Source organism: Streptomyces sp. NPDC035033 (genome assembly GCF_040636735.1).
Classification (GTDB): Bacteria; Actinomycetota; Actinomycetes; order Streptomycetales; family Streptomycetaceae; genus Streptomyces.
On sequence record NZ_JBEZUZ010000106.1, the window covers coordinates 1 to 23,373 of the forward strand.

Below are 23,373 nucleotides of genomic sequence, written 5' to 3' on the forward strand. Positions count from 1 at the left end.
GCCCTCGCCCGCGCCCGCCGCGCCGGCTGACCGCGCCCACCGCACCCGCACCGGGGCGCGCCCGGCGCCCCGTCCGCCCGGGACGCGTACCCACCGCCCCCCGTACCCGCCGGGGCCCCGGCTGAGTACGCGTCCTCCCGCGGGTGAGTACGCCGGCGGATCCGCCGCCCGCCCGGAGCGGCTGGAATGGACGCATGACCTTCCGCACCCCGCGCCGCCCCCGGCCGCTCCGGCACGTCTCCGCCACCGGCACCGCCCTCGTGGTGGCGCTCGGGCCGGTCGTGGTCGGGGCCCTGCTCGCCCGCTCGGTCGGCGGCGACCCGATGGTCTCGGTCAACGCGTTCATCGCCGGCGGCGGGCAGCGCGCCCGGCTCTCCCGGGAGCAGCTGCGCACCTGCCGGAGCCGGATGAACGCCCGCCGGGTTCAGGCCGCACGCGGCCTGCGGGCCAGGACGAAGCCCTGGGGCGAGGCCTCCTCCGGATCCGGCTCGCGCACCAGCCGCGCCGACTCCACCAGGCCGGCGGCGGCCAGCAGGCGGACGACGCGGTCCGGGGCCCAGCGGTAGACGTCGAGCTCCACCGCGTGCCCGTACGCCCGCTCCAGCCGGCGCCGTTCGCACTCCGGCCCCGCCGTCGCCTTGAAGGCGAGCAGGAGCAGCCCGCCCGGCGCCAGGACGCGGGCGAACTCGGCGAACGCCGAGGAGAGTTCGTCCTCGTCCATGTGGACGGTCGAGTACCAGGAGAGCACGCCCCCGAGCGAGCCGTCCGGCAGCTCCAGTGCCGTCATCGACCCGACCTCGAACCGGAGCCCCGGATACGTCTGCCGGGCCACCTCGACCATGCCGGGGGAGAGGTCGATCCCGAACACCTCCGCGTCCAGCCGCCGCAGACGCTCCGTCACCCGCCCCGTACCGCAGCCCAGATCGGCGATGGCCGGGGGGCCGTCGCCCGTCGCCACCCCCTCCGCGAACGCGGCGAGCAGCGCCCGGTCCAGGGGCACGGCCTCCAGCTGATCGGCCAGCAGCCGCTGGTAGTCGGCGGCGACGGTGTCGTACGAGCGGCGCGTGGCCTCGGCGCGGGCGGAGGCGTCCACGGCGGCGCCCGGGTGCGTGTCGGTCATGCCCGGCACCCTAGCCCCCGGCTCCCCCGCTCCGGCCTTCCCCCGAAAACCGGCGGACCTGACGGAAAGCGTCGCTGACCAGCACGGTTCTTTCGCGATTTCCTCACCGAAGCGGCCCCGCCGCGTCCCGGAATGCGGGATGATCGCCCCCGCACCCGAGAAGGGCCGGCCCCCTCGGGCCGGCACGGCAGCGTCGAAAGGCATCCCCTCATGGCCAGGCGGCACCCCGCGCGCGAGCACGAGCAGAGCCCCCCGCCCGCCGGAACGCCTGCCGGAGCGGCCACCGCCGCCGCCGCCGGCCCGTCCGGCATCGGCCGCCGCCGCTTCCTCGGCTACGTGCTCGCGGCGCCCACGCTCACCGTCGCCGCCCAGGTCGGTGCCGAGGCGCTCGCCCCGGCGACCGCCGAGGCCGCCGTCCCCGCCGTCGTCCCCTCCCTGCCCGGCCCGGCCGAACTGCTCGACCTCAACGACCTGTTGACCGCGGCCGCGCTGCCGACGAGCCACCTCATCACCATCCGCCTCGACGCCGACGGCACCGCCCACTTCGCGCTGCCGCGCGCCGAGGTCGGCCAGGGCGTCACCACCTCCTCCGCCATGCTCATCGCCGAGGAACTCGACCTGCCGCTGGAGAAGGTGCGGGTCACCCTCGCCGACGCCCGCCCCGAGCTGCTCTTCAACCAGCTCACGGGCGGTTCCAACACCACCGTCTCCACCTACACCCCGATCCGGGTCGCCGCCGCCGTCGCCCGCGGCCGGCTGCTCCACGCCGCCTCCCTGGTGCTCGGCGAGGCGGTCTCCACCCTCACCACCAAGGCCGGCACCGTCCTCTCCCCGGCCGGCGCCGTCCTCGGCTACGGCGAACTCGCCGCCCGGGCCGCCGCGGTGGCCGACACCGCCGTCGCCGTCACCCTCAAGGACCGCGAGGACTTCCGGGTCATCGGCACCCCCCGCCGCCGGCTCGACGCGCTCGACGCCGTCACCGGCCGCAAGAAGTTCGCCATGGACCTCCGGGTCGACGGCGCCCTGCCGACCATGGTCTGCCGCCCGCCCACCATCAACGGCACCGTCCGGTCGGTCGCCAACCTCGACGCCGTACGGGCCATGCCGGGCGTCACCGACGTCGTCACCGTCTCCACCGGCGTCGCCGTCCGCGCCCGCACCTTCGGCCAGTGCGTCGACGCGATCCGCGCCCTCGACGTCGACTGGGGGCCGGGCACCGCCGAGGGCGCCACCGACGCCACCGTCCTCGCCGAGCTGCGCCGGGCCGAACTCCCCCTCGTCGTCCCGCCGCTCCCGCTGCTCACCAAGGCCGTCGACGCCCGCTTCACCTTCCACTTCGCCAGCAACAGCGCCCTGGAGACCAACTGCGCGATCGCCGACGTCCGTCCGGACTCCGCCGAGATCTGGGCCTCGCTGAAGGCGCCGATCGTCGCGCAGGAGCAGATCGCGCTCCGGCTCGGCCTGCCGGTCTCCGCCGTGAAGGTCCACGTCACCGAGGGCGGCGGGTCCTTCGGCCGCAAGCTCTTCCACGACGCCGCCCACGAGGCCGCCGAGATCTCGAAGAAGCTCGGCAAGCCGGTGAAGCTGATGTGGCACCGCACCGACGACTTCCGGCAGGGGCGTACGCACCCCATGTCGACCTCCCGGGTCCGCGCGACGTACTCGCTCGGCGAGGTGCTCACGTACGAGCAGCGGCACACCTCCGTCGCCACCGACTTCGGCCACGGCATCGGCGAGGTGCTCACGGCGGAGGCGGCCCGGCTGCCGGTCGCCGACCTCACCTTCTCCGAGACGATGTTCCAGCTCACCCAGATCAGCCCCTACCACCTCGGCGTCACCACCCAGCTCCTCGCCGAGACCGACAAGGGCTACAACACCGGCTCGATGCGGAACATCTACTCGCCCAACGTGCGCACCGCCCAGGAACTCGTCCTCGACGAACTGGCCCGCCGCATGGGCGAGGACGCCTGCGAGCTGCGCCGCCGCCTGATGAAGGAGTCCCGGGCGCGGGCCGTCCTCGACAAGGTCGCCACGCTCGGGCGGTGGGGCCGGCCCATGGCCCCCGGCACCGCGCAGGGCATCGCCGTGCACCCCGAGTACCACTCCTACGTGGCGGTCCTCGCCGAGATCGACTGCCGCCCCGCGACCACCGGGCGCACGATCCCGAACGCGTACACCGGCCCCCGGGTCACCAAGGTCGTGTGCGCCGTGGACGTGGGCCTCGCGGTCAACCCGCGGGGGCTGGAGGCGCAGATGATGGGCGGCATCTCCGACGGCATCGCCCTCGCCCTCACCTCCGGACTGCACCTGGAGGACGGCGCCTTCCTGGAGTCCAGCTGGGACAACTACTTCTACACCCGGCAGTGGAACACCCCGCCCGAGCTGGAGATCGTCGTCATGCCGCCGACCGGCGACAAGCCCGGCGGGGCCGGCGAGCTGGCCGTCGCGGCGGCGATGGCGGCCGTCGCCTGCGCCTACGGGCGGGCGACCGGCACGATGCCGACCGTCTTCCCGGTCAACCACGCCGCACCGCTCCCCTTCACGCCCGCGCCGGCCGTCCCGCCGGTCCCGGCCTCCCCGACCGACGGCCGCGACCGCGTCCTCTAGCCCTCCCGGAGTCTCCGTGCCCCAGCACACCTTCATCCTCAACGGCAAGGCCGTCACCGCCGAGGTCGAGTCCGACGTGCGGCTCCTGTGGGTCCTCAGGGACGTCCTCGGCGTCACCGGCCCCAAGTACGGCTGCGGGGTCGGCGTCTGCCGGGCCTGCACGAGCCACCTCAACGGCAAGGCGTTCACGCCCTGCGCCGTCCCGGTCGGCGAACTCGCCGCCGACGACGAGGTCACCACCATCGAGGGCCTCCCCGACACGGTCGGGAGCGAGCTGCACCCGATGCAGGAGGCGTGGCTCGACCTCGACGTCGCCCAGTGCGGCTACTGCCAGCCCGGTCAGATCATGGCGGCCGTCGACGCGGTCCGCCGGGCCCGGGAGGCGGGCCGGGAGGTCACCGAGGCCGACCTCGACGAGCTGCGCAACATCTGCCGCTGCGGCACCTACCACCGGATCCGGCAGGCGGTCCTGGAGGGCGCCCGGCGGATGGCCTGAGGGCAGATGGTTCGTGTCACGAAGGGTATTCTGGCCGCATGGCCAAGGACGAGGGTGAGCGGATCGGAGTCGTCGCCGCGCTGGTGCGCTCCGCGTTTCTGGTGAACGCCGCGTACGCGGAGGCCGCACACGCCTACGGGCTGACGCCCCAGCAGGGCCAGCTGCTGTGCGTCCTGATGCCGGGGCCGACCGGGATGGGCGAGCTGGGCGCCAAGCTCGGCCTCGCCAAGTCCAGCCTCACCGGCCTGGTGGACCGCACCTCGCGGCTGGGCTTCGTCGAGCGGGCGGCCGATCCCGACGACCGCCGGGCCGTGCGGGTCGCCCTCACGGAGGAGGGCGCCCGCCTCGCCGACGTGTTCTACAGGGAGGCGTGCCGCCGGATCGAGCTGCTGCCCGCCGGGCTCGACGGCCCCGAGCGGGAGCGGCTGGCCGAACTGCTGGGCCGGGTCGTCCTGGACAACGAGGTCCCGGAGGTCTTCACCGACCGCCCCTGAGGCCCCGGGGGCGGTCACGCCCCGCCGACGCCGTCGAAGAGCGCGGCGAACCGCCCGGTGAAGAGGTCGTGCCCCTTGTACTCGGAGACCGTCGCCGCCGGCAGCACCAGCGGCCCGTCCGGCGACGGGAACTGGCCGACGCCGCCCAGCGGTCCGAGCGGCAGCAGCACCGACGGGACCGGGGAGGGCGCGTACGTCGCCTCCGGCGCGCCGCCGCGCACCTGGGCCAGGATGTTGGCGGCGACGACCTCGGCGTGCCGCATCGCGTACCCGGCCATCTTCGCCTCGTCGAGGGCCGTGACGTCGCCGATCGCGTAGACCCGCTCCTGGCCCTCCACCCGCAGGTGCCCGTCGACGCGGAGCCGGCCCCGCGCGGTGAGGGCGGCGGCCAGGCCGGGGGCGAGGAAGCCCTCGTGGACGGTCCCGCCGTGGGCGCGGAACCAGATGTCGGCGGTGAGCGCGCCGCCGTCGGAGGTGCCCACGGTGAAGGTGCCGGCGCGGCCGGGTCCGGCCGGCGGCTCCTCGGTGAGCGTCACACCGAGCCGTACCTCCACCTTGAGGTCGGCGAGCTGCCGGGCCAGGTCCTCGCGGAGCTCGGGGGCGAAGCCGGGGAGCAGGGCGTCGCGGGGGTCGACGAGGGTGATCCGCTTGTCGGGCCAGACGGCCCGGATCTCGCCCGCCAGTTCGAGTCCGACCGGGCCGGCGCCGCTGATCAGCACGTGGTCGGCGGCGGCCAGTTCTCCGTGGGTGGCGCGCAGCCGCGCCAGGGCCTCGGCGGAGGAGTCGGTGTCGAACTTGGCGGGGTACGGGTAGGCGGAGCCGGTGGCGACGACCACGTAGTCGGCGTCGACGCGTGCGCCGGAGGCGAGGGTGACGCCGTGGGCGTCGACCGAGGCGGCCCGGTCGCGGACGAACCGGCCCCGGGCGAGCAGCCGGTCGTACGGGAAGAAGACGTGCGGCGCCCAGTCGGGCCGGACGAGGGCCCGGAGCGAGCCGGCGGCGTGCACGAAGGCGTCCTTGGGGTCGACGAGGACGACCTCGACGCCCGCCTCGGCGTCCGCTTCCAGTGCCTTGGCCAGGGTCGAGCCGCCGTAACCCCCGCCGATGACGGTGACGATCGCGTTCATGTCCGTGTTCCCCTTCGGAAGACGTCCGGTGGCGTTCCCCGCCCCGGTAGTTCGCTCTACGAACAATATAGTTCGTAGAGCGAACTGTAAATCCCTCGTCCGGCCGGGAACGCGCGAAGCCCCCGCCGCGAGGCGCGGCGGGGGCTTCGGACGGGACGGGTCAGGCGGCGGGCGGGACCCGCGGCGGACGGCCCGCGCCCCTGGTCAGGGCGTAGCCGCCGATGCCCGCGAGGGCGGCGAGGACACCGCCGGCCGCGGTCCAGATCCAGCGGTCGGACCACCAGCCGGAGGACCAGCCGCCCTCCGGCGCGGCGGCCTCCACCGCGGTGCGGCGGCCCGCCTCCTCCTCGGCCTCGGCCAGTTCGGCCGTGGTCGCGCCCGGCACCAGCGGCGCGGCGAGGGCGCCGTCGGTCGCGTACGCGCCGCCCCGGTCCTTCACGTCGACGCCGACACGGGCGGAGAACGGCTGGCCCAGGTCCTCCTCCGGCAGCCCGGTGACGGTCAGCCGGACGTAGTAGCTGCCCGGCAGCGGATCGTTCGCCCAGGCGTCGGCCGAGGGCCGCACCGGCCGCAGCACGCAGGCGAGCCGCACCGAGCCGGCCTCCTTCGGCGCGGTGCGCGCCTGGGTCCCGTACATGCAGGGCTGACGGCGCCGCAGCCCGTCGTACACGTCGACCCGCCAGGTCGCGGCGCCGTGCCGCAGCGCGCTCTGCGGCAGCGTCACCGTCGCCTCCACGGTGGGCCGTTCGCCGGCGTCGGCGGGGAAGACCCAGTACAGGTAGTCGCCCGTGGACGCCTGGGCGGTGGCCTCCTGGCCGGGGCGGAAGGCGGCGGCGGTGCGGAAGGAGGTGCCGGCCTCGGTGGGGCCCGCCTCCTCGCCGGCCGACGCCGACGGCGCGGGCGTGTCGGCGAGGGCGCCCGGCGCGGCCGGGCCCAGCAGGGCGGCGCCGGCCAGCGCGGCCGCCGCGAGCATCCGTACGGTACGCATCAGCGGGTCCTCCAGACGGCGACGCGCCAGCGGGACAGCCAGCCCCAGATCAGACCGGCCAGGAAACCGGCGAGCACCAGCGCGCCGAGCAGCCACCAGCCGCGGCCGAGCCCGAAGGAGGCCACGTCCGAGGCGTCCGCCGGGCCGTCCACGACGTCCACGGCCAGCTCGATCGGCATGCCGGGCGTGGTCTTCACCGACGGGGGAGCGGAGAAGGAGTTGCTGACCTGGAGGCAGACGGTCTCGGCGGCGGGCTTGCCGTCGCCGTCCTCGTCCGCGTCCTCCGTCTCCGGCTTCGGGTAGCGCAGACCGGTCGAGATCACGTCGGTGCGCCCGTCGCCGGCCTCGGAGCCGCGGACGATCTCCCGCCCGCTCCGGGTGACGGCCCGGAGCAGCACGCCGTAGTCGTCGTTCACGGCCCGGTCGGCGGAGACGCTGACGGAGGCGCGGAGTTCCTGGCCGGGCAGCAGGTCGACCTTGTACCAGCGGTGCTCGCCGAAGGTCTCGCGGTCCGTGTAGAGACCGGGCTTGAGCTGCGGGGCGTCCGCGCACTGCCCGGTGCCCTCGGTGGCGACCGGGGTCACCACCGGGTCGGCCGCGCGGTCCACCAGCTGTTTGACGCGGCGCGAGAGTTCCTCGGTGCGGTGCACGGAGGTGTACGTGCCTCCGGTGGCCTCGGCGATGCAGGTGAGCTGCTGCCGGGTCTTGGCGTCGGGCACCAGGCCGAGGGTGTCGATCACGAGGTGGATGCCCTTGGCGGCGATCTCGCGGGCGACCTGGCACGGGTCGAGCGGGGCGCAGGTGTCCTCGCCGTCGGTGATGAGGACGATCCGCTTGGTCGCCCCGTCCTCGCCGAGGTCGTCGGCGGCCTTCAGCAGGGCCGGGCCGATCGGGGTCCAGCCGGTGGGGGCGAGGGTGGCGACGGCGGTCTTGGCCTCGGTCCGGTCGAGCGGTCCGACCGGGTACAGCCGGCGGGTGTCCTCGCAGCCGCGCTTGCGGTCGTTGCCGGGGTAGTCGGCGCCGAGCACGCGGATGCCGAGCCGGACCTCCTCCGGCACCGCGTCCAGGACCTCGTTGAACGCCTCCTTGGCCGCGCTCATCCGGGACTTGCCGTCGATGTCCTTGGCCCGCATGGAGCCGCTGACGTCGAGGACCAGCTCGACCTTGGGGGATTCCTTCGCCGGTTCGTCGGCGGCCGCGCTCGTCGGCAGCAGCGCGGCGGTCAGGGCGACGAGCAGCGCGCAGGCCCCGGTCGCCAGCCGTTTTCTCGTGATCATCGGCGGATCGTATTGATGATCCTCCGACAATCCAAAACGGGGGTGCGGCCGGGGCCCGGGGCGCGCTGCTACCAGATCGCCTCGACCCACTCCGGGTGGTCGATGAACGGGTTCCGGTTGCCCTGGTAGGAGTTGAAGATGACGTCGTTGCGGCGCTCCTCGAAGGCGCTCGGCGGGTCCTGCTCGTTCCACTGCTTGAGGACCGAGAGGCGGCCGTGCCAGGGGACGCTGCCGTTGGTGGTGGACTCGTTGGGCTCCAGGTCGGGCCAGGCGTCGTCGCCCTCGTAGCGGACGGCCATGTAGAGGATCATCCGGGCCACGTCGCCCTTGTCGGCGTTGCGCGGCTCGAAGGAGTTGGAGTCCGTGTAGCTGCCGGTGGCGCCGCTGACGGCGCTGCCGCCGAAGTCCCAGTCCTTGTTGCCGCGGATGCTGTTGACCTGGACGTCGCAGGCGCGCAGGTGGTGCAGGTCGGTGCCGGGGCCGGCCGAGGTGCCGAAGCTGCCGTGGGACTGGGCCCACACGTGCTCGCGGTTCCAGTCGCCGACGTCGCCGCCGTTGAGGGCCTTGCTGCGCGAGACGCCGCTGTACAGCAGGACGACGTTGTTGGTGTTGTTCGGGTCCTGGTCGGTGACCTTCAGCGCGTTCCAGACCGCGTCGTACGAGATCTTGTTCTGGCTGCTGATGATGGTGTGCAGCGCCGACTTGAGGCTCGTGCCGGTCTTGCCGACCGCGTTCTTGTAGTACGTGGCGTCGTAGGCGTTCGTGGTGGCGGCGGCGGGCGTCGCCGTGACCGTGGGGAGGGCGAGGCCGACGACGGCGGCGGAGACCGCCGCCCAGACCTTCCACCTGCGTATCCGAGCAACCGACATGGGGGGCCCTTTCCGGGGACGGCACGCGGGCGGGCGCCGCCCCCGGCTCAGGGGCGCGGCGCTCTACGCGTGTTGACTGCGTGTCATCCGGGAGAGTGGCACGGGTGAGGGGGTTGTCGTGTTACGGACAAAGAGCCATTCGGTGACGTTCTCGCATACGCGGCGACCGTCCGTGGACGAGTCGCGTCACTTCGGCCTCAGGTGCCCCGGAGGTCCACCGGCATCCCCTTGGGCTCCTTGATCCGCTTCATGATGATCTGCGAGTTCACCTCGGTGACCCCGGCCAGCGCCGTCAGCTGCTCGATCCACAGCCGCTCGTACGCCGAGAGGTCCGCGACCGCGATCCGCAGCAGGCACCCCGGGCTGCCGAAGAGGCGGTACGCCTCGATCACGTCCGGGATCGACTGGAGCGCCTCCTCGAACGCCTCCACCGTCTCCCGGTCCCGCTTCACCTCCACCGAGACCAGCACCTCGAAGCCCCGCCCCACCGCCTCCGGGTCGATGACCGCGCGGTAGCCCTTGATCACCCCGTCCTGCTCCAGCTGGCGCACCCGGCGCAGACAGGGGGAGGGGCTCAGGCCGACCCGCTGGGCCAGCTCCTGGTTGCTCAGCCGGCCGTCCTGCTGGAGCTCGCGCAAGATGTGGAGATCGATTCTGTCCATGACGCAATCATCTGCCACGATGAAACATTTCTGCCCCCATTTTGGCAATCGCGTGCTCCCTCTTTTGGCCTACGGTTGCGGGCTGGGCCGCGGAAGCGCCGGGCCCGGGGAAGCCAGGGAGGCGACGGACATGCAGCGGACGAACGACGGGACCCCGCGCCGGATCGTCGTCATCAGCACCGGCGGCACGATCGCCAGCCGCTGGCAGGGCACCGGTTACGCCGCCGACGCCTCCGGCGACGACGTCCTCGCCACCGCCCCGCTGCCCGAGGGCGTGACCGTCGAGGTCCGCGACCTCTTCAACGTCAACAGCTCGCGGCTCACCGCCGCCCACCAGCTCGCGCTGCTCCGCACGGTCCACGAGACCCTCGCGGACCCCGGCGTCGACGGCGTCGTCATCACCCACGGCACCGACACCCTGGAGGAGACCGCCTTCCTCCTGGACCTCCACCACCACGACCCCCGCCCGGTCGTCCTCACCGGCGCCCAGCGCCCCTTCGGCACCGGCGACGGCGACGGCCCCGGCAACCTGTACGACTCCCTCCAGGTCGCCGCCACCGTCCGCGAACTCGGCGTCCTCGTCGTCTTCGACGGCCGCGTCCACGCCGCCCGCGGCACGGTCAAGGTCCAGACCCTGGCCGCCGACGCCTTCGCCGACCCCTCGGCCGAGCGCCTGGGCAAGGTCGGCTTCTCCCGCGTCGACATCGAGCGCCTGCCCGACCGCCCGGCCGTCCTCCCGCTGCCGCCGGCCGCCGGCCCGGACGCCTCCGGCGGCCCCGCGCTGCCCCGGGTGGACGTCGTCTTCCACCACACCGACGGCGACCGGCTCCACTTCGACGCGGCCCTCGCCGCCGGGGCCCGCGGCATCGTCCTCGTCGCCACCGGCGCCGGCAACGCCACCCCGGAGATCGCCGAGGCCGTCGCCGAGGCCACCGCCCGGGGCGTCCTCGTCGCCGTCACCACCCGCGTCCCCGCCGGCCCGCTCGCCGAGATCTACACCGGCGGCGGCGCCGTCGACCTGGTCGCCGCCGGCGGCCTGCTCACCGGCACCCTCCGGGCCGGCCAGGCCCGCATCGCCGTCCTGGCCGCCCTCCTCGCCGAGACCGAGGGCGACGACCCGGCCCGCCGCGCCGCGCTCCTGCGCCGCCTCCTCGAAGGCCCGGTCCGCGCCGAACCCGCCCTCGCCACCGGCACCTCCCGCGAGGCCGCGCCCCTCCCGGCGCGCGCCTGACGCCCCCCTGACACCGGCTCGCGGGCGTCGACCCCCTTCCTCCGCCCGCGAGCCGGAAACAACCCCCGTACGACCCCGCTTCCTCCGGCACGGCGACGGATCCCGCGCCCCACCCGCCGTCAGGAGCCTCCGGGGCCGGAGCCGCGAAGCGCCCGGCCGCCGACACCGCCGCCGCGCGGGCCGGCGGGGCGGTCAAGAGGGCGTGTCCGGCCTGAAGTTACCCGTCGGTTTCTCGTGACTTCCTCGGCGACCGGTCGTAGAACGTGTTCCCATTCGCTCACGAGTGAGGAAGATCACATGAGTGAACGCTCCTCGTCCTTCCAGGGAACCCAGGGAGTCAGCCGCCGCCGCTTCCTGACCGGAACGGGTTCCGTTCTCGGCGCCGCCGCCCTCGCCGGCACCCTCACCACCCCGGCCCGCGCCGAGGCCCCGGGCCTGAACGTCTCTCCCGTCCCCGACGGCTCCCACGTCCGCGCCCTCGTCGTCGGCACCGGCTACGGCGGCTCCGTCGCCGCCCTCCGCCTCGCCCGCGCCGGCGTCGACGTCCACATGATCGAGATGGGCATGGCGTGGGACACCGCCGGCCCCGACGGCAAGGTCTTCGCCAACACCACCAAGCCCGACTACCGCTCCTTCTGGCTGCGCACCCGCACCAAGCAGCCGCTGAGCCAGTTCCTCGGCTTCCCCCTCGACAAGGAGGTGCCCCGCCACACCGGCATCCTCGACGCCGAGGACTTCGCCGGCATCACCGTCTACCAGGGCCGCGGCATCGGCGGCGGCTCCCTCGTCAACGGCGGCATGGCCGTCACCCCGCGCAGGGAACGCTTCCCCGCCATCCTCCCCACCGTCGACCCGGCCGAGATGTACGCCACCTACTACCCGCGCGCCACCGCGGGCCTCGGCGTCACCTCCGTCGACGAGGCCTGGTGGGAGGGCACGCCCGCCTACCAGTACGCGCGCGTGGGCCGCAAGCACGCCGAGCGCTCCGGCTTCCCCTTCGTCTTCGTGCCCAACGTCTACGACTGGGAGTACATGAAGCAGGAGGCCGCCGGAGCCGTACCGAGGTCCGCCCTGGCCGGCGAGGTCATCTACGGCAACAACCACGGCAAGAAGAGCCTCCGGCAGACCTACCTCGCCCAGGCCGCCGCCACCGGCCGGGTCACCGTCTCCGCCCTCCACCGGGTCACCTCGGTCACCCCGGCCGCCGCCGGCGGCTACACCGTCGCCATCGAGCAGATCGACACCACCGGCGCCGTCCTCGCCGCCAAGACCGTCCGCGCCGACCGGGTCTTCTTCGCCGCCGGCAGCGTCGGCACCAGCAAGCTCCTCACCCGGCTCAAGGCCACCGGCGCGCTGCCCGCCCTCAACGAGCACATCGGCAAGGGCTGGGGCGACAACGGCAACGTCATGTGCGGCCGCGCCAACCACATGTGGGACCCCACCGGCACGCTCCAGTCCGCCATGCCCACCGCCGGCATCGACAACTGGGACGCCGGCGGAGCCTTCGCCGAGGTCGCCCCCCTCCCCACCGGCATCGAGACCTACGCCTCCTTCTACCTCTCCATCACCCGCACCCCGCACCGCGCCGAGTTCACCTGGAACCCCGCCACCGGCAGGGTCGACCTCAGCTGGGACCGGGCCTGGAAGCAGACCTCCATCGACATGGCGAAGTCCATCTTCGACAGGATCAACGCCAAGGAGGGGACGATCTACCGCACCGACCTCTTCGGCGCCCACAAGATCTGGGGCGACCACCTCACCTACCACCCGCTCGGCGGCGCCGTCCTCGACCGGGCCACCGACAACCACGGCCGCCTCCACGGCTACCGGGGCCTCTACGTCATCGACGGCTCCCTCATCCCCGGCAACACCAGCGTCAACCCCTTCGTCACCATCACCGCCCTCGCCGAGCGCAACATCGAGCGCATCGTCGCGGAGGACTTCTGAACGGCCCGGCGCGCACGGAAGGGGCCGGCCGGTCCGCCGACCGGCCGGCCCCGCGCCCCCGGCTCACCCCGCCGGCAGCACGCACACCTCGTCGAGCCCCAGCACCCGGTTCAGCCGCCCGAAGGCCAGCCACGAGCCCAGGCTCATCGTCAGCTCCACGATCTCCGCCTGGCTGTAGTGCGCGGTCATCCGCGACCAGAACTCCCCGTCCAGGCCGTGGTGGTCGAGCGCGTACCGCTCCGCGTACTCCGCCGCCAGCCGCGTCCGGACGTCGAAGCCCTCCGACACCTCCGTCTCCCGCCACGCCGCGACGAGCGCGTCGAAGCCCTCCTCGACCTTCACCCCGTCCCGGTCCGTGCGCCAGTCCAGACAGAAGCCGCAGCCGTTGATCTGCGCGATCCGCAGCCGCGCCGCCTCGAACTCGCGCAGTCCCAGGGTCGTGTGGGCGTACACCGACAGCGAGAAGTTCGCCGCCGCCGTCCCGATCTCCGGGACCATGTCGCCCCACACGTACCCGATCGGCTCCTGCCCCTCGGGAATGTCGATGATCACCGCGGTCTCCTTCCCAGCTTCCCCACCGCCGGACGCACCGGCACGTCCAGCGCGTCGTAGAGCCCCGGCTCCGCCGCCGCCAGCCAGTCGATCGCCCCGACCAGGCGCCCGACCGCGGTCGCGTTCCCGCCGGCCGCCCGGTTCTCGTCCTCGTCGGTGGCGGCCACCGTCACCTCGATCCGCGGCCGGCCCTCGACGATCACCCGGTGCGCCCCGGCGCCGTCCGGCGGCACCGGCCAGTCCGGCGCGCAGGACGGATGGATCCGGGTCACGTGCTCGATCACGATCCGCGGCTCGCCGCCGACGATCCCCTGCACCTCGAAGCGGACCGCGCCCTGCGTGCCCGCCTCGAAGACCCCCATCGTCCGGGTCCTGACCGTCGTCTCCAGCGGCCGGCGGTCCACCGTCTCGCGGATCCCGTCCAGTTCGGCGCCGAGCGCCCGCGCCATCAGCCGGATCTGCCCGCCCCACACCATCGTCGGGACCGAGGGGAGGAGCATCGGCGGCTCGTGGTCGAGCGGCTTGCCCATGCCGATCAGCTCGCGCACGGAGAACTCCTGCTCGTACGTCGAGTAGTCGAAGATCTCCTGGCAGCGGACCGCGTCGACGACCGTGCCGAGCCCGCTGACGAGCAGCGGCAGCACGTCGTTGCCCCAGCCCGGGTCCACCCCGGACGCGAAGAGCGACCCGCCGCCCTCGGTCACCGCCGCCAGCACCGGCTCGCGGAACTCCGGCGGCGCGCCGCGCGGGTCGTACAGCGGGTACAGCGACGGCGTCACCACCACCGCGCCCGCCGCGACCGCCCGCACCACGTCCGCCAGGGCGCCGTCGGGCCGCACGTCGCCGGAGGCCGCGTACACCACCGCCCCCGGCCGCGCGCCGAGGACCGCCCCGACGTCGTCGGTCGCGGCCACGCCGAGCTCCTGCCCGAGCCCCGCGAGCACCCCCGCGTCCCGGCCCGCCTTCGCCGGGTCGGAGACCAGGACCGCCGCGAGTTCGAGCCCGGGGTGGGCGTCCACGGCCCGGATGGCCGCCCGCCCGACATTTCCGGTTCCCCACACCACCGTCCGTATCATGCGCGGAGGGTAGCGCCGGGGGAGCGAGGTTCCCAGACCCGCGGCACAGCGATCTGACGCCTTGTCAGATCAGCTTGCCGGTACGGGAGATCAGGCCATCCGCAGCGTCACGAAGGGGATCGTGTCGCCGGGCAGCAGATACCGCTCCACCTCCGTGAAGCCCCGCGCCAGCGCGAACCGCAGCCCCTCCTCGTTCGACGCCAGCACCACCGTCTCCACCCCCTCGGCGCTCAGCGTCCGCGCGTGCGCGAGCCCCCGCTCGTACAGCGCCGTCCCGAACCCCCGCCGCCGGTACTCCGGCAGGGTCCGCGCGATCACCGTCGCCGCCGGCGTCTCCCCGTCCGGCGGCCGCACCGTCGAACAGCCCACCGCCACCCCGCCCAGGTACGCCACCTCCAGCCGGTTGCGCCCGGCCCGCTCCCGCACCTCGCCGGCGGAGAGCACCGCCGTCGGGACGATCGCGTTGTGGACCGCCCGCCAGTCGGCCAGTTCCCGCTCGTCCGCCGCCGGGACCACCCGCAGTGCCCCGCCCTCGTCAAGATCGCTCATCCGCGCACCCCATCGCATCCCCCGGCCGGAGGTCAACCGCGTTCCGGCCGCCGCCGCTCCTCCGTACGGGTGGGCCGACGCCCTCCCGCGCAGCGCCGCCCGCCGAGCGGGTACGGATCGCTCCACTGCCCCCGGCCAGGAGGATGCCTTCCCATGCCCGCCTTCGTCCGCAAGGGCGCCCCCGCGCTCCTCGGCGCCGGCACCCTGTGCGCGGCGCTGCTGCTCACCGGCTGCGCGCACCCCGCCCCCACCGCCCCGCCCCCGGCGACCGCGGCCCCCACCGCGAAGACCCCCGCCGCGAAGACCCCCTCCGGCGAGGCCGCGGCCACCGACGCCCGCCCCGGCAGCGCCCCGCGCATCGCCGGCCTCGGCCCCCGCACCCAGGCCCGCGTCCCCGACGGCACCACCCAGGCCCTCGTCGTCACCGGCGCCACCGAGAACAGCAACACCGCCACCGCCGTCCTCCACCAGCGCGGCCCCGACGGCCGGTGGTACGAGTCCGGCGGCCCCTGGCCCGCGCGCAACGCCCTCAGGGGCTGGACCGACGACCACTGGGCCGGCGACCTGCGCACCCCCATCGGAGTCTTCCGCGTCGGCGACGCGGGCGGGCGGCTGCCGGACCCCGGCGCCCGCCTCCCGTACGACGAGGACCCCGAGTTCGCCATCAGCGGCACCGGCTTCCGCGGCGAACCCCTCGAAGGCTCCTTCGACCACGTCATCGCCATCGACTACAACCGCGTCCCCGGCCGCACCCCGCTCGACAAGGAGCGCCCGCTCGGCGCCGGGCGGGGCGGCGGCGTCTGGATCCACGTCGACCACGGCGGCCCCACCCAGGCGTGCATCGCCCTCGACCGGGAGGACCTGCGCACCCTGCTGGTCGCCCTCGACCCGGCCGCCGAACCCGTCGTCGTCATGGGGCCGGCCCCCGCGCTCGCCCGCTGAACGGGGAGCCGGGGGCCGGCCGCGGCGCGGGGGAGCGGGCTCAGCCGACCGCTCCCCGGAACGCCCCGGTGTGCTCCCGGACCTGCTCCGGCGTCAGGTACGCGTCGGTGTACTCGAAGTCCCGCAGCGTCCCCGCCTTGGAGGCGAGGAACCCGGTCCGCACGTAGTCGTCCCCGGCCACCGCGTTCAGCAGCCAGTTCGTCATCACCCGGGTCTTGGCCACGTTGGTCCGCAGCGCCGCCCAGTGGTAGCCGCGGGCCACCGCCTGCGCGGCGGGCCCGTGCAGCTCCACGCCCAGCGGCTTCGACACGCCGTCCATCCCGCCGAGGTCCACCACCAGGCCCAGGTCCTTGTGCGTGTACGGCCGCAGGTGCTCCCCGCGCAGGGTCGCCACCAGGTTGTCGGCGAGCGCCTTGCCCTGCCGCATCGCGTGCTGGGCCGTCGGCGGGCAGATCGCGCCCTCCTCGCCCTTGGCGAGGTCCGGCACGGCCGCCGCGTCGCCCAGCGCCCACACCCCGTCGAGTCCGGGCACGTCCATCTCCGGGGTCACCACGAGCCGGCCGCGGACCGTCTCCGCGCCGACCGTGCCGACGAGCGGGCTCGCGGCCACGCCGGCCGTCCAGATCAGGGTGCGGCAGGGCAGCACCCGGCCGTCCGTCAGGGTGACCGTCTCGTCGTCCACCGAGGCCACCGACACCCCGAGCGAGACCTGGATGCCCCGCTCGGTGAGGATGTCCATCGCGGCCCTGCCGAGCTTCTCGCCCAGTTCGGGCATGAGCCGGGGCGCGATGTCCACCAGGTGCCACTTGATCAGGGCCGGGTCCAGCCGGGGGTACCGCTTGACCGCGTTGTGGGTGAGCAGCTGGAGGCAGGCCGCCGTCTCGGTGCCCGCGTAGCCGCCGCCGACCACCACGAACTGGAGCCGGGCGGCCCGCTCGGCCTCGTCGTCGCTCGCGTCCGCCAGGTCCAGCTGGGCGATCACGTGGTCCCGGATGTAGACGGCCTCCGCCAGGGTCTTCATGCCCCGGGCGTGGTCGGCGAGCCCCGGGATGTCGAAGGTCCTGGTCACGCTGCCGGGCGCGAGCACCAGGTGGTCGTACGGCTCCACGTCGTACTCCCCGCTGATCGTCCGGACGACCACGGCCTTCGCCGCCGTGTCCACGCCCACCGCGCCGCCCGGCACGATCCGCGTCCGGTGCTTCTGGCTGCGCCGCAGCGACAGCGCCACCGACTGCGGGGTCAGGACGCCCGCCGCCACCTGGGGGAGCAGCGGCAGGTAGAGCTGGTACGAGAAGGGGGAGAGCAGCGTGATCTGCGCCTCCCGCGCCGTGAGCCGCCGTTCGAGCCGCTTCACACAGCCCACTCCGGCGAAACCGGCGCCCACCACGAGGATCCTCGGTCGCGTCACGCTTTCCGCCCTTCCGTAGGAGCGTGCAAGGTGCCGTTCCCCCGGGCCGCGGGGGCCGTGGTCACGGGGGAACGCGGGCAGCTTTCATCCGTCTGTCCGTTGTCCGTCCTTTTTATCCCCATTGGGGGCGCACCGCTTCTCGGGGCCTCCGGCGCCGCGTCTCCTCCGGTCGCCGGGCCCCGGGCCTCTTCTCCGAGGACGGCGAGGTCACGGACCCGACGACGCGGCAGTTCCTGGCGGACCTCATGCGCGACTTCAAGGGCTTCATCGAACGCGTCCTGACGGTCCTGCCGCCGCGCTAGACCGCCTCCTCCGGGCCGACCAGGGCGGTCACCAGGCGGCGCACCGTCGGGCGGGGGTCGGGGGAGCCGGGCCAGGCGGTCATCAGGAGGTGGTGGCTCGTGCCGACGAGGGCGAGGGCCGTGGTGGCGGCGTCGAGCGAGGCGGGGACGCGGCCGAGGCGCCGCTCGGCCTCCAGGTAGGCGGCGACGGCCTCCTCGATCGCCGCGAAGCCCGGTGCCCCGCCCTCCAGCGCCTCGCGGACGCGGAGCGCGGCGGCGGGCCGGGCCAGGGCGAGGCCGGAGACGGCGGGGCCGCCGGAGTCGAAGAGGGCGAGGACGACGGCGTCGAGGTTCCCCGCCACCGTGCCCCGTCCCACGGCCCCGGCCAGCGCCCGGGCCCGCGCCGCCGTGCGGGCGAAGCGGTCGAGGCACAGCTCGGCCACGAACTCGTCGAACCCCGCGAAGTGCGCGTGCAGCAGCCCCTTGGCGCAGCCCGCCTCGGTGGTCACGGACCGGCTGGTGAGCGCCCCCGGCCCGTCCCTCTCCACGATCCGCTCGGCCGCCGCGAACAGCCGCTCGCGCACGTCCGGCGTCGCCACTCCGCGTGGTGACACGATCCGCCGCCCTCTCCTCGTCCTTCTCCCGCGTCCCGACTGCCTGGATGGTAATCGCCGTTGCCGGAATGGGCACACGCCCATACTCTGGGTCCCCATGAATGGGCGCGTGCCCATTCTCTCTCCCGACCCCGGAGGCAGGCATGACCGGCATCGTCAACACCGCGCAGGAGCAGGCGTGGAACGGCCCCGAGGGCGTCCACTGGGCCCGCCACCAGGACCGCTGGAACGCCGTCAACGAGGGCTTCGACGAGCCGCTGCTCGCCGCCGCCGGGATCGCCGGCGCCCACCGCGTCCTCGACGTCGGCTGCGGCGCCGGCCGCACCACCCGGCTCGCCGCCCTGCGTGCCCCGCGCGGCCACGCCCTGGGCCTCGACCTCTCCGCCCCCATGCTCGCCGAGGCCCGTGCCCGGGCGGCCCGCGAGGGCGTCGGCAACGTCGCCTTCGTCCGGGGCGACGCCCAGACCCACCCCCTCGACGAGGGCGCGTTCGACGCGGCGATCAGCCGCTACGGCGTCATGTTCTTCGCCGACCCCGAGGCCGCCTTCGGCAACATCGGCCGCGCCCTGCGCCCCGGCGGCCGGCTCGCCTTCGTCTGCCCGTCCGACCCGGCCGGCAACGGCTGGGCGACCGCCATGGCCTCCCTGCGCGGCATCCTGCCCGTCGGCGACGCCCCCCGCCCCGGCGAGCCCGGCATGTTCTCCCTCGCCGAGCCGGACCGCGTCCGCGCCGTCCTCACCGCCGCCGGGTTCACCGGGGTCATGCTCGACGAGACGCGCGCGTACGGCACCTGGGGCCGGGACGCCGCCGACGCGGCGGACTTCCTCCTGGCCACCGGCCCCGGCCGCCACCTGATGGACCAGGTCGACGGGGCCACCCGGGACCGCGCCCGCACCGCCCTCACCGGCCACCTCCGCGACCACGAGACGCCCGACGGCACGGTCCGGCTGCCGAGCACGGCCTGGCTGGTGACCGCGGACCGCCGGCCGGCCCGCCGCGGGAACCGCTAGAAGACGACGACGCCGAGCGGCCGCGACCCGGCCGCGAGGCGCTTCACCTCGCCCGAACCGAGGTCGACGACGCTGATCCCGTCCCAGTACCCGTCCCGGGTGAAGCCGCCGGTCACGTACGCGGTCCGGCCGTCCTTCGACACGGCCACGTCCTCGTGCGGCCCGTCGAGCGGATAGACCCGCTCCACGCCCCCGGGCGAGCGGACGGTCAGCGACGGTCCCCGGTCCTCGCTCGGGTCGATCGGACCGGTGCCGACGGCGAACAGCGTCCCGTCCGGCGTCACGGCCGCCCCGTGCTGGTGGGTGTTCGCGGTCATGGACTCGACCTCCACCCGCCCGGTGGCCGGGTCCACGACCGCCAGCCGCTCGCCCTCGAAGGGCAGCAGCAGCTTGCCGTCCGAGGGCCGCACGGCCGTGTAGTGCGGCTTCAGCCAGGAGCCCAGTCCGCCCTCGGTGCCGTACGGGGCGACCTCGACGCGCCGGGCGTCGAGCGAGTCCGCGTCGACGACGGTCACGTCGAAGGAGTCGTGGTTCGTCGCGTACACGGCGGAACCGTCCCGGCTCACGTCCACGTCGAACGGCCGGCGGCCCACGTCGACCACGTCGACGACCTTCGCGGAGGCGGTGTCGATCACCTCCAGGGTGCCGTTCCCGCCGGGCACGTTCACCCCCACGTACACCCGCTTCCCGTCCGGCGAGAGCGCGATGCCCATGCCGCCGCCCCGGTACTCGCCGGTGGTCACCGGTCCGGTGTCGGTCCGGTACGGGACGAGGGCCAGGCGCTGCCGGGCGGCGGTGTCGACGACGGCGACGCCCTCGGCGGTCGCGACCCAGGCCCGCCCGTCCTTCCCGAGGGCGAGGCCGTACGGCGCGGTCCCCACCTCCACGGAACCGGTGGCCCCGCGCGCCGGGTCGACGAACGTCACGGTGTCGGAGCCGAAGTCGCTCACGAGCAGGGTCCCGGCCTCCGGCCGCGCCCCGGCCGGCGCCGACGCCGGGGGAGTGACGGTGACGGCGGGCGCCGGCGCGGAGGAGGCGGTGCCGCTCGGGGCGGCGGCGGGGGCGGGGTCCGCCTGGGCGCATCCCGACAGCAGGACCCCGGCGACCGTCACGGGCAGCAGGACGCGAGCGGTACGGGACGTGCGGCGGATCTTCGTCATCTCGGGCTCCTCGGTACGGGACAGGAGGAGGACGCCGCGCGAACGGCCCCTCCCGTCTCCCGATCCTCCGCCGCCCGGCGGCACCCGCCCCTCGCTCGCCCGGCTACGCCCCCCGGCCCCTCCGGTGGACCCGGGGGTCCACCGATCGGATGACCCGGCGGGCGCGGCCGGCGGGACGGCCCGGCGGGGCGGGCGCGGTCAGTCCGCGGCGGGCGCCGGCGCGGGCCCGGCGCCGGCGAGCCAGCGGTCGTCCTCGTACTCGGGCGGGACGTCGTCCTCCCACGGGTCGAGGCCGAGCCCCCGCACCTCCTCGAACCAGCGGTCCCGCTGCGACTCGGGAAGGCGCCGGCCGCACCAGGGGCAGAAGGCGATGTCGAGGCTCGACCCGCCGCCGTCGTGGACGACGAGTCCGTACTCCTGGAAGCGGGCGCTGAACGAGACGACGGCGTCCGGACAGTCGTACGCGTCGGCGTGGTCGTCGCAGCGGTGTTCGACCCGACCGCGCATCGCCTCGCAGCAGTGATCCGTCACGGGCACGCCTTTCCCCGTGGTGTCCACGGCGTCAGCCCTGGGGCAGCGAGCGCATCGCCACGACGCCGGCGTGTCCGCCCGGGCCGCCCTGGCCGGGGACCGGGCCGGGGCCCTGCACGCCCGCCGGGCCGGGCAGGGCGGCGGGGCCCGTCATCCCGGGCTGTCCGGGCACCGGCTGGCCGGGGACGCCCGGCAGACCCTGCCCCTGCATGCCCGGCTGCCCCATCGGCGGGCGGCCCTGCGGACCGGGCTGCCCCTGCGCGCCCGGGTGGCCCTGCATCCCGGGCTGTCCCATCGGCGGCATGCCCGGCTGGCCGTGCATCCCCTGCATCCCCGGCATGCCCGCCGGCGCTCCGACGCCCATCGGCTGCTGCGGCGACGGCGCGGGAAGCTTGATGTACCGGCTCAGGTCCCGCAGCACCTCCTCCGCGGTCTGGCGCACGTCACCGGGAACGTCCCCACGCTCCCGTATGAGCTGGGCGTAGATCGGTGCGGTGCCGTCCGCGTGGTTCATGGAGTCCGTCGCTTCCTGTCAGCTGGGTCGGTGCCGCCACCGGCGGGCAGACGGCGAGTCTACGGGGAACCGCGGACGGCCCGTGGCGCGGGGAGCCCGCCGCCACCCGGCCGGGCGACGCCGGAGCCGTCCCGCCGGCGGCCCGCGGACGGGGCGGAGCACACCCCCGTCCGTGTCAGGATCGAAGGATGCTGGAGAAGATCATCGCCGCGTGCGACGGCGCGTCCAAGGGAAATCCCGGCCCCGCCGCCTGGGCCTGGGTCATCGGCCGGGCCGACGGCACCGTCGAACGCTGGGAGGCCGGCCCGCTCGGCCGCGCCACCAACAACGTGGCCGAACTCACTGCCCTGGAACGGCTCCTGGAGACCCTGGACCCCGCCGCCCCCGCGGAGATCCGGATGGACTCCCAGTACGCCATGAAGGCCGTCACCACCTGGCTGCCCGGCTGGCGCCGCAAGGGCTGGAAGACCGCCGCCGGCACCCCGGTCGCCAACAAGGACCTCGTCGTCCGGATCGACGCCCTGCTCGCCGGGCGCGACATCGACTTCGTCTACACCCCCGCGCACCGGGCCGACGGCGACCCCCTCAACGACGCCGCCGACCGGGCCGCCAGCCACAGCGCCCGCACCCAGGAGCCCCTGGGGTCGGACGCCGGCTCCGCCCTGCCCGACCCCGAACCCGCCTCCGCGCGCTCCTCCGCCCCCCGCGCGCCCCGGACGCGCTCCTCCGCGCCGGGCGGAACCGCCGGGTCCGGAGCCCGCCGGAGTCGCCCGTCCGGCGGCACCCTGAAGGCCAAGTTTCCGGGCCGCTGCCGCTGTGGGCGTGCCTATGACAAGGGGGAGAGCATCGCCAAGAACGCGGAGGGCTGGGGGCACCCCACCTGCGTCTGAGTACGGAGGCCGTCCGAGGGGCGGGCGCCCCTGTCCGCCCCCTGAGACCGCTTTCCGGGCCCCTCCGGCAGGCTTCACCCGCCCGTGGATCCGGGTTCTCCCGAGGTTCTGTTCTCAGAGCTGTTGTGGCTGCATACTGTTCCTCCTCGCACCTGGTGACGAACCGTTTTGCCTGCTCATCCGACGTCTTTCGACGTGCATCGGCACCCGGCGAGATTCCCCCCTTCACTTCCGGCGCACAGCGTCGTGGCGGAAGTGACCCCTGCCCGTGAAAGACCCGAGGTTCCGTGCCAGTACCTGTTCTCCTGACCGGGCGCTCCGTGCGCCTGGAGCCGCTGGCGATGCGGCACGCCGAAGCCCTCGCGCGGGCCGGCGAGGCGGACCGATCGGCCTATGCCTTCACTCCCGTGCCCGACGGCCTGGAATCCGCGCTCGACTACATCGCCCGCGCCCTGGCCGAACAGGCCGCCGGGCGCTGTCTGCCCTTCGCCCTGGTCAGTACCGCCGACGACCGGGTGATCGGCTCCACACGCTTCCTCGAACTCGACTACTGGCGGGGACCGCTGGTCTGGCCCCCGGTGCCCGGCCGCCCCCACGGCGACCCGCTCACCGCGATCCCCGACGCCGCCGAGATCGGCAACACCTGGATCGCCGGCGACGCCCGGGGCACCGGCGTCAACACCGAGGCGAAGCTCCTCATGCTCCGCCACGCCTTCGACACCTGGGGCGTCCGCCGGATCACCCTCCGCGCCGACGCCCGCAACACCCGCTCGCGCGTGGCCATCGAACGCCTCGGCGCGACCTGCGAGGGCATCCGCCGGGCGCACTCGCGCGGTCTCGACGGCGCCGTCCGGGACACGGCCTTCTACTCGATCCTCGACGAGGAGTGGCCCACCGTCCGGGACATCATCGAACTGCGCCTGAGCTCCCCCCGCCGGAGCCGGGTCCTCCAGGACCTCCTCCCGGCCCCGGCCGGCACGAGGCCGGTGCGGCGGCGCTGGGGGCGGAAGAGGCCGCCGCGCTCGCTG

Annotated in this window: 23 protein-coding genes; 9 read left to right on the forward strand and 14 right to left on the reverse strand. The window is 74.7% G+C overall.

Features of this window, described 5'->3' with window-relative positions:
• Positions 1-424 precede the first annotated feature (424 nt).
• The gene (locus tag AB0E83_RS30475) at positions 425-1,120 is read right to left on the reverse strand and encodes a methyltransferase domain-containing protein (RefSeq protein ID WP_362118981.1); all 696 of its coding nucleotides are present in this window, start codon (positions 1,118-1,120) and stop codon (positions 425-427) included.
• Positions 1,121-1,330: 210 nt separating this feature from the next.
• Here AB0E83_RS30475 and AB0E83_RS30480 point away from each other — a divergent pair, with 210 nt between their 5' ends.
• Genes AB0E83_RS30480 through AB0E83_RS30490 form a run of 3 tightly spaced genes read left to right on the forward strand, consistent with a single transcriptional unit; the run spans position 1,331 to position 4,717 of the window.
• Positions 1,331-3,727, forward strand: coding sequence for a molybdopterin cofactor-binding domain-containing protein (locus AB0E83_RS30480; protein WP_362118984.1), 2,397 nt, complete (start codon positions 1,331-1,333; stop codon positions 3,725-3,727).
• 16 nt (positions 3,728-3,743) lie between these two features.
• On the forward strand, positions 3,744-4,223 hold the full coding sequence (locus AB0E83_RS30485; RefSeq protein ID WP_362118986.1) for a (2Fe-2S)-binding protein: 480 nt from the start codon (positions 3,744-3,746) through the stop codon (positions 4,221-4,223).
• Between the two features lie 38 nt (positions 4,224-4,261).
• The gene (locus AB0E83_RS30490) at positions 4,262-4,717 is read left to right on the forward strand and encodes a MarR family transcriptional regulator (RefSeq protein ID WP_362118989.1); all 456 of its coding nucleotides are present in this window, start codon (positions 4,262-4,264) and stop codon (positions 4,715-4,717) included.
• A gap of 14 nt (positions 4,718-4,731) precedes the next feature.
• On the opposite strand, the gene AB0E83_RS30495 is transcribed toward AB0E83_RS30490, so the two are convergent.
• The 5 genes from AB0E83_RS30495 to AB0E83_RS30515 form a co-directional block, all read right to left on the reverse strand.
• Entirely contained in the window at positions 4,732-5,844 is a 1,113-nt protein-coding gene (locus tag AB0E83_RS30495; protein ID WP_362118992.1) for an FAD-dependent oxidoreductase, read from the reverse strand.
• A gap of 160 nt (positions 5,845-6,004) precedes the next feature.
• Positions 6,005-6,832, reverse strand: a complete 828-nt coding sequence (locus AB0E83_RS30500; protein WP_362118995.1) for a hypothetical protein — start codon at positions 6,830-6,832, stop codon at positions 6,005-6,007.
• The gene (locus AB0E83_RS30505) at positions 6,832-8,109 is read right to left on the reverse strand and encodes a VWA domain-containing protein (protein ID WP_362118998.1); all 1,278 of its coding nucleotides are present in this window, start codon (positions 8,107-8,109) and stop codon (positions 6,832-6,834) included. Before AB0E83_RS30505 ends, AB0E83_RS30500 begins: the two co-directional genes overlap by 1 nt.
• A 68-nt stretch (positions 8,110-8,177) precedes the next feature.
• Complete coding sequence (locus AB0E83_RS30510) at positions 8,178-8,978, reverse strand: endonuclease (protein ID WP_362119001.1); 801 nt, start codon at positions 8,976-8,978, stop codon at positions 8,178-8,180.
• A gap of 197 nt (positions 8,979-9,175) precedes the next feature.
• Positions 9,176-9,640, reverse strand: coding sequence for an Lrp/AsnC family transcriptional regulator (locus AB0E83_RS30515; protein WP_362119004.1), 465 nt, complete (start codon positions 9,638-9,640; stop codon positions 9,176-9,178).
• A 130-nt stretch (positions 9,641-9,770) separates the two neighbouring features.
• On the opposite strand from AB0E83_RS30515, the gene AB0E83_RS30520 reads away from it, so the two are divergent.
• Both AB0E83_RS30520 and AB0E83_RS30525 read left to right on the forward strand, forming a co-directional pair.
• Positions 9,771-10,871: an asparaginase gene (locus AB0E83_RS30520; RefSeq protein ID WP_362119007.1), complete on the forward strand. Its 1,101-nt coding sequence runs from the start codon at positions 9,771-9,773 to the stop codon at positions 10,869-10,871.
• 297 nt (positions 10,872-11,168) lie between these two features.
• On the forward strand, positions 11,169-12,818 hold the full coding sequence (locus AB0E83_RS30525) for a GMC oxidoreductase (protein WP_362119010.1): 1,650 nt from the start codon (positions 11,169-11,171) through the stop codon (positions 12,816-12,818).
• A 63-nt stretch (positions 12,819-12,881) separates the two neighbouring features.
• Here AB0E83_RS30525 and AB0E83_RS30530 read toward each other — a convergent pair whose 3' ends face one another.
• The 3 genes from AB0E83_RS30530 to AB0E83_RS30540 form a co-directional block, all read right to left on the reverse strand.
• Positions 12,882-13,370, reverse strand: a complete 489-nt coding sequence (locus AB0E83_RS30530) for a carboxymuconolactone decarboxylase family protein (protein ID WP_362119013.1) — start codon at positions 13,368-13,370, stop codon at positions 12,882-12,884.
• Complete coding sequence (locus AB0E83_RS30535; protein WP_362119016.1) at positions 13,367-14,446, reverse strand: dihydrodipicolinate reductase; 1,080 nt, start codon at positions 14,444-14,446, stop codon at positions 13,367-13,369. Before AB0E83_RS30535 ends, AB0E83_RS30530 begins: the two co-directional genes overlap by 4 nt.
• A 90-nt stretch (positions 14,447-14,536) precedes the next feature.
• Entirely contained in the window at positions 14,537-14,995 is a 459-nt protein-coding gene (locus tag AB0E83_RS30540) for a GNAT family N-acetyltransferase (protein ID WP_362119019.1), read from the reverse strand.
• Positions 14,996-15,148: 153 nt separating this feature from the next.
• On the opposite strand from AB0E83_RS30540, the gene AB0E83_RS30545 reads away from it, so the two are divergent.
• Entirely contained in the window at positions 15,149-15,937 is a 789-nt protein-coding gene (locus AB0E83_RS30545; RefSeq protein WP_362119022.1) for a L,D-transpeptidase family protein, read from the forward strand.
• 40 nt (positions 15,938-15,977) lie between these two features.
• Here AB0E83_RS30545 and AB0E83_RS30550 read toward each other — a convergent pair whose 3' ends face one another.
• Both AB0E83_RS30550 and AB0E83_RS30555 read right to left on the reverse strand, forming a co-directional pair.
• A complete protein-coding gene (locus AB0E83_RS30550; protein ID WP_362119025.1) occupies positions 15,978-17,345 on the reverse strand; it encodes an NAD(P)/FAD-dependent oxidoreductase in 1,368 nt (455 codons plus the stop codon).
• Positions 17,346-17,643: 298 nt separating this feature from the next.
• Positions 17,644-18,240 (reverse strand): TetR/AcrR family transcriptional regulator, encoded by a 597-nt coding sequence (locus AB0E83_RS30555; protein ID WP_362119028.1) that lies wholly within the window; start codon positions 18,238-18,240, stop codon positions 17,644-17,646.
• 143 nt (positions 18,241-18,383) lie between these two features.
• Here AB0E83_RS30555 and AB0E83_RS30560 point away from each other — a divergent pair, with 143 nt between their 5' ends.
• Positions 18,384-19,250, forward strand: a complete 867-nt coding sequence (locus tag AB0E83_RS30560) for a class I SAM-dependent methyltransferase (protein ID WP_362119031.1) — start codon at positions 18,384-18,386, stop codon at positions 19,248-19,250.
• On the opposite strand, the gene AB0E83_RS30565 is transcribed toward AB0E83_RS30560, so the two are convergent.
• The 3 genes from AB0E83_RS30565 to AB0E83_RS30575 all read right to left on the reverse strand — a co-directional run bounded on the left by AB0E83_RS30565 (position 19,247) and on the right by AB0E83_RS30575 (position 21,455).
• Positions 19,247-20,410 carry a YncE family protein gene (locus tag AB0E83_RS30565; protein WP_362119033.1) on the reverse strand — a complete coding sequence of 388 codons (1,164 nt, stop codon included), beginning with the start codon at positions 20,408-20,410 and terminating at the stop codon, positions 19,247-19,249. The genes AB0E83_RS30560 and AB0E83_RS30565 overlap by 4 nt on opposite strands.
• Positions 20,411-20,608: 198 nt before the next feature.
• Positions 20,609-20,941: a hypothetical protein gene (locus AB0E83_RS30570; protein ID WP_362119036.1), complete on the reverse strand. Its 333-nt coding sequence runs from the start codon at positions 20,939-20,941 to the stop codon at positions 20,609-20,611.
• Between the two features lie 31 nt (positions 20,942-20,972).
• Positions 20,973-21,455 carry a hypothetical protein gene (locus tag AB0E83_RS30575; protein ID WP_362119039.1) on the reverse strand — a complete coding sequence of 161 codons (483 nt, stop codon included), beginning with the start codon at positions 21,453-21,455 and terminating at the stop codon, positions 20,973-20,975.
• 188 nt (positions 21,456-21,643) lie between these two features.
• Here AB0E83_RS30575 and AB0E83_RS30580 point away from each other — a divergent pair, with 188 nt between their 5' ends.
• Both AB0E83_RS30580 and AB0E83_RS30585 read left to right on the forward strand, forming a co-directional pair.
• Positions 21,644-22,345 carry a ribonuclease H gene (locus AB0E83_RS30580; RefSeq protein ID WP_362119042.1) on the forward strand — a complete coding sequence of 234 codons (702 nt, stop codon included), beginning with the start codon at positions 21,644-21,646 and terminating at the stop codon, positions 22,343-22,345.
• Between the two features lie 287 nt (positions 22,346-22,632).
• Positions 22,633-23,373 (forward strand): GNAT family protein (locus AB0E83_RS30585; protein ID WP_362119045.1); only part of this gene is annotated, 741 nt, incomplete at its 3' end.